We start from the raw sequence: 6,455 nt of genomic DNA, 5'->3' as shown, positions 1-6,455 counted from the left end.
AGTATTTATGGAGTGAAACAAAACTACAGAAAGAACTTAAGGAAAAACCAGAATTAAAGTTACCAATATTAGTTGATGATATTAATGATGAAGAGATTCAAAATTGGGCTATAAGTTTTCATAATTTTAACTATGATTGGATTGAAAAAAAGAATATATTACGAGAAGAGCTTATTAAATTATTTCTTGATAGCTGGATAAAATTATCTGATTTATCAAAACAACCAGATAATACAGAAAAAATTAGTAGAACAAAAAAATTAAAGTCTTCTATCCGTTTTGCTTTTAACAAATTATCTTTACTTGGTCTTGAAGAAATAAAAGAAAAGACAGTTGATATTTTGTGCGAACAACCTTGGATTTTTAGTAACCTATTGCAAGTTTTGGAGAATTTGTCTAAACAAGGATATGCTAATAATAGCATATTTCCAGTAATAGCTTATTATGAAAACAACTCATTACAAATAAGTGAATATATTCGGGCAGTTGCGTTAAGATCATTTCGTTTTTCAGCTCAAATTGAGAAGTTTATTTGGGAAAAAATAGTTGAATATTCTGTAGGTGGAGCTTCTATTGTAGAAAAATTAATGGCAACAGAAAGTTGGCTTTATCTAGGAGATATATCAGATAAATATGTGGAGGATAGTCAGATAAAATCTATCTCAAATGCTTTGCGGAATGAACAGAATAATAGATTAAAGAAAAACTATATATTGATTTTAGCAATGTATAATAATCAAGCAATGATTGAAGAAATAGATAGTAGCGATCGTATGCTTAAAGCTGCTCATTATATTGCATTAGAAGGAAGTGAGAGTGTGCAAGAATTATTGAGTAATGAGGAACCGAAAGTTATTAGAGAAAAATACTATAGTACCAAAAAACTTGGTGGAACAGATGGTGAAGTTGATTTATACTAAACTCTATTCAGTTTATGGAAGGTATCAGGAAAAAATTATAACTCTGTCTGATAAACTAGACTTGGTATTAGATATTTCCTAATAATAGAAAAATAATCTTTTAGGTACTATTTAAGGTAGTTGGCGATCGCCTTCTATCTCTCTATCGCAAAAAATTTATCAGAAAATCACTTTTGCGAAAACTAATTTACTGAAATTGAAAAATTTAAGGATGTGCTAAAGTTAATTAACACATCCCTTTTAAAGTTACGACTTTAAAGCAAAGCTAGCTTTCAACAGTCAAGAAATTAGACTTTCCTCTGTCTACGATTAGGTTTACTTGCTTGGATTTTTACTCTCCAGCAAAGGTAGTTTGTTTATTACTCGTATATCTTCAATGCAAAGAGATTTAAATCCCCACTTTAATAAGGATTTGAATCAATTTCTCCCTTCTCAACACTAACCTGATAATAATCATCATTTAACACTCTATTACTCAAATCAAAAGTTTCACCATTTCCCCTTTTCCAGATTTTGAACCTACTAAAAGTTAGTGGAGTTTGAGGTTCACATTCCTCTGGTAAATGGTCTCCCAAAACAAAATAAACAAACTTATCTCCCATTACTTTAGCTAAACCATTTTGATCCACAATTAACGAAGTATTTTCATCAATACCAATACCTAGAATAGTAGAAGACATTCCATCCCGGAGTAAACGAGCAACAAATGTCATCAACCGACCCATACGGTCCCGCTTAGAGAAATGGGTATCTATAATAGTATTGGATAAATTTTGCCAGTGGAAAAAATCTTGACTCAGAGTAATATCTTCGTATGGATTTTTTAATGCAGTTTCACTGGTGACTGTCTCAGAACAAGCATTGAAGACAAAATTACTTTGAATCATTGCTCCAGCACTTGTCCCACCAACTGCCCCACCTTTGGCAATGACAGATTTTATAGCTTCCTCCACTCCTGTATTTCGATAATTCCGCAAGTATTGACACTGGTCACCACCTGCAAAGAAAATTACCTCAGCATCTTGAATATGCTCTACAACATTCTCCTGTTGAGCATCCTTTCGACCAGAAATGATTAGAGTCTTAACTGAGTCTACCCCCTCCATAGCAAGAATTGGTTGATTATAGGCATCGCTACCAGAGTCACGAATTACAATCACATCTACTTTCTTCTCACGAACATAGCATCCTCGGACATGATTAATCATCCACTGAATTGCTTCGTCCACATCAAGGCCACCACCACCAAAGTTATAAGCTGGGCCAGCTTCTTGTAGACCAAGATGAGCAGAATTGTTCTTTGGATAACTGTAGCTTTTTGCCTGGGGAGGAAAAACTAATACTATGACAACTATTAATAATAAAACTACTGTTATTTTTAGTGATTTTTTGAATAAAGAAATTAAAAGCGAATTTAACAATAAAAGAAACCTCATAAATAAATTCCTAGATGTTAATAAGCAAGTACACAAAATTTATTACATATCTATACAAGCTGAATTTTTTTGCCTGCTAAAGATGTCATAGAATTACAATAGGTCATTTTAGTTATTAGTTATCAGTACTTCTAGCTGAAGTTTCGGGATTGACATCAGGAATATGCTCTTTTCTCTTGGTCGATTAGATATGGCGAGAAAACCTCGCCATCTCTCGACCGCTTTTTATCCCCTTAAAAGAGGAGGCTAGTAACCATAATTTTTCGGTAAATAATTTTCTTTAGGTACTTATCACGATAATTTGATCTCAATTATTAACTTTGGCCCCTGTTGCTTTTTTTAACAGAAAAATAACCACAAGTTAACCAAAAAGTTGTAATATATACTAACTCGATTGATGCTGTTGAAGAAAAATGTCTAAATACAAAGCTATAGAAGTTAAAAATCTTGATAAAAATTTTAAAGGTAAACCTGCTCTGAAACAAGTAAACTTCAGTATTGAAGTAGGTGAAATGGTTGCTATAGTTGGTGCTTCTGGCTCTGGAAAATCTACTTTGCTACGACATATCAATGGTTTAGAAAAAGGAGACAAAGGTACAATTTATGTATTTGGTACAACCTTACAAACAAATGGTAAATTTCACTCCAATATTAGAAAATTACGTTGCCAAATAGGTTGCATTTTTCAGCAGTTTAATTTAGTTAACCGACTGACAGTTATTGAAAATGTTTTAGTGGGAAATCTAGGAAAAATGTCTCTAGTAAATTCAGCACTACGTCTATTTACAAAAGAGGAAAAAATACAAGCACTTACTGCATTAGAAAGAGTAGGAATTTTAGAGCAAGCTTATAAAAGAGCTTCTCAACTTTCCGGGGGACAACAACAAAGGGTAGCGATCGCTCGTTGTTTAGTACAGAGAGCTAAAATTATTCTAGCAGATGAACCTATTGCTTCCTTAGACCCGGAGTCTGCTCGTAGGATAATGGAATTATTATGCGAACTTAATCAGGAAAATTGCATTACTATTGTTAGTTCTCTACATCAAGTTCAAATGGTACGTCGCTATTTTGAGCGGAGTATTGCTCTGAAAAATGGAGAGGTTGTATTTGATGGTACAACAGTTAATCTTGACGATAATAAACTTGACAAACTTTATGGTGCAGCAGCAGCAGAACTTATTTTGACTGGTCATGGAGAATTGGTTTAATTGAACTAACTTATAGTAAATTGGGAATAGGGAATAGTTTCATAACAAAATTCATGCATAGATAGTTAAAGTAAAATGATCTGGAAAACTATAAGGAACTATTAATTTGTTTATTCTTTTTGCCATCATTTATACACCTGATACCAAATCTGATTACTCAAGATATTTTATGCTAAATAAACTTAAACTCTCTCCCCATTTACCCTACACCCTATCTCCTCATCTATATAAAACGATAGTCTATAAACTGGATTTAGTATGATACCTTTTATCCAAAGAAAGATATATAAAAACAAATCCAATTTTACAAACTAAAGCTTTTCTGCTTGTTAAGCAGGTTTAGCTTGAGATTTTTTTTCTAACAAACGCCTAATTGAAGATTTTTCAATCAACCCAACTAAAACACCATTTTCACCAATAACAGTTAGCTCATTAATTTGCTTTTGTTCTAACAAAGAAACTACTTCTAATAGGGTAGTTTGAGCATTTACAGCCTCCATGTTTGTTACAGGTTTCATTAATTCTTTCACCTTTACTAAAGGCCATTCTGAAGTATTAACTATTTTCAAATCATCAACATTAATTATTCCTAATAACTGCCCTACTTCATCTGTAACTAAAAACTCCTTTCTACTTTCTTTCCCAATAATATATTCATTCACAAATTCTCGTAAAGACAGATTTTCTGACACAATTGGATTATCAGGAACAATAGCATCTACAGCAGTTAAATCTGCAAGTGCACCTTGAATTTCTCCATATTGGGCAGAACGACCAGCATTTTGTAGGAGAAACAAACCAATGAGAATATTCCAAAAATTAGGAAAACTACTAAATAAAAAAGTGGGAATTAAACCAGAAATTATTGCTAACCAACCAAATGCTTGACCTACTCTACTAGCAAAAATAATTCCTTTGTAAGGGTTATTAGTGATTTTCCAAACAATAGATTTCAGAATATTACCACCATCAAGTGGTAAACCAGGAATTAGATTAAATAATGCTAGGACTAAGTTGATGTAAGCTAAGAGTTGAATAATTGATGCTACTGGTCCGGTAGTGGCTGCATAAATATTAATTGCTGTGAATAAACCGAATAATACTATACTAACTAAAGGACCAGCAATTGCTACCCAAAATGCTTCTGCGGGAGTTTTAGATTCTCTATCTAAACTCGCTAAACCTCCGAAGATAAATAGGGTAATTGATTTTACTTCTATTCCTTGAGATAGAGCAACAAAACTATGTCCTAACTCATGAGCTAAGACAGAGGAAAATAACAATAATGCTGTTATTAATCCTAGTATCCAAGGAAAAATTCCACCCAATTCTTGAGGAAATTGAGTTGCTAGGTTGCCACCGTAAGTAAAAGTAAGCAGACCCAAGACTAGAAACCAGGATGAGTTAATATAAAATGGTATGCCAAATAGGTTCCCGACACGAAAAGATCCATTCATAAATTTATCCTCTTAAGTTAATCTTTAGTTAAGGCTAGTTTTTACCTCTTTGAAATTCACATATTTACTCTAACAAAATATAAATAACCTTTGTTGTTTATTGATATAGTGGTATCCCTCCCCCAATGTTCGGTTATAGGAAAGTTAACTAAATTATATTGTCAGAAAATTTCCCATATTTGATCGCAATATATGGCTTCTTCCAATTGACTGAGGTACAGAACTTAGGATGTGCATAGTGAAATAATAATTATATGTGAATTATCAATTAATATAGGTGTTATATCAATTTTATAAATGTTCGCTACCAATAGTCGATATTTATTATAACTTTCTGTTTTTTGTATCAAAGTTATTGATATGATTTAGCAATAAAATTTACCATTTTTGTTCCTTATTCCCTATCTTATTCACACTTTTATTCTTCTTTATTGCCGCTATACACTATTTATAAGATTATTTTTTCAAGATTGTCTTAATAGTAACTGAGAGAAGAAAATTTATTTTTAAACTAATTATTGTAAATATAAATAGCAGGTAAAAAATATTAACTAGCTATCAGCTTTAAACAGTAAGTAGATGTAAATTTTCAGCCGTCAGCTAGCCTCCTGCGGAGGAACTTAGTTAACAGCTATGAAGTATTGAATGATTATCTTTTTACGCTGATAGCTGATAGCTAATTGCTGAATGCTTAGAGATAATCTGATTTTCACCAAAAGTCTATTTAAGTCAAAATAAAAAATTAAGGAACATATAAATAGTTGTTTGAATAGGAATTTAGTATCCTCCGAAAACACCAATCAAATATCAGTTTTTTTATAGTTTAAATCTAACCATAATCGTCTAAAATCATATAAAAATCTATTATTTTATCGAGTAATAGATGATTTGTTTGAATGGTAGATAATTTGACGCAGTTACCGGAAAATTAAGGTATAAAGCCTCTCCATTCATGGAGAAAAAAGCGGTCGAGGGATGCCGAGGTCTCCTCGGCATATCCAATCGACCAAGACAGCGGTTGTTTCGCTTCGCGACATGAATTGCTCGCAGTCCGTTAGGATGGGATGGCGAGGTCTCCGTTCCCTCCGGGACGCTACGCGAACGCTTGCCTCCAATCAACCAAGAGAAGAAAAAAATTCCTTGAGCGCCAATCCTCAATGTTATAAGAAGAGGTAATTATTAATTATTAATTATTAATTATTAATTATTGAAGACCTAGTAGGCTAACTGATAACTATTTTGCTATGCAACATATTTGCGGAGCATTCCGTCAGCAAAAAATATACTTAAGCTGTTGTGTATTTAAACGCTCACGGGGTGACAAGGTAGCTGAAAGCTATATATAGAGGTGGACTTATCAAATAAGCTGAAGAATAGTTCAACTAAAATCCCACTATTATTGAGAATAGATGGGGGTGTGGTGCGTTCGCGGAG

Annotated in this window: 4 protein-coding genes; 2 read left to right on the top strand and 2 right to left on the bottom strand. The window is 32.8% G+C overall.

Annotated elements, in window-relative coordinates:
• A partial coding sequence (locus F6K22_RS27285) for a hypothetical protein (protein WP_293105324.1) occupies window positions 1–920 on the top strand: 920 nt, incomplete at its 5' end.
• 401 nt (window positions 921–1,321) lie between these two features.
• Here F6K22_RS27285 and F6K22_RS27280 read toward each other — a convergent pair.
• Window positions 1,322–2,356, bottom strand: coding sequence for a cyanophycinase (locus F6K22_RS27280; RefSeq protein ID WP_293105321.1), 1,035 nt, complete (start codon window positions 2,354–2,356; stop codon window positions 1,322–1,324).
• A gap of 413 nt (window positions 2,357–2,769) precedes the next feature.
• On the opposite strand from F6K22_RS27280, the gene phnC reads away from it, so the two are divergent.
• Window positions 2,770–3,564, top strand: a complete 795-nt coding sequence (gene phnC / locus F6K22_RS27275) for a phosphonate ABC transporter ATP-binding protein (RefSeq protein ID WP_293105319.1) — start codon at window positions 2,770–2,772, stop codon at window positions 3,562–3,564.
• Window positions 3,565–3,893: 329 nt separating this feature from the next.
• Here the strand turns inward: phnC and F6K22_RS27270 are convergent, their stop codons facing one another.
• Entirely contained in the window at window positions 3,894–5,021 is a 1,128-nt protein-coding gene (locus F6K22_RS27270; RefSeq protein WP_293105317.1) for a site-2 protease family protein, read from the bottom strand.
• Window positions 5,022–6,455: the final 1,434 nt, after the last annotated feature.

It is taken from the genome of Okeania sp. SIO2F4 (assembly GCF_010672385.1).
GTDB lineage: Bacteria > Cyanobacteriota > Cyanobacteriia > Cyanobacteriales > Microcoleaceae > Trichodesmium.
Note: the sequence above shows the minus strand (reverse complement) of the source record. Positions and strands in the feature narration are given on the sequence as shown.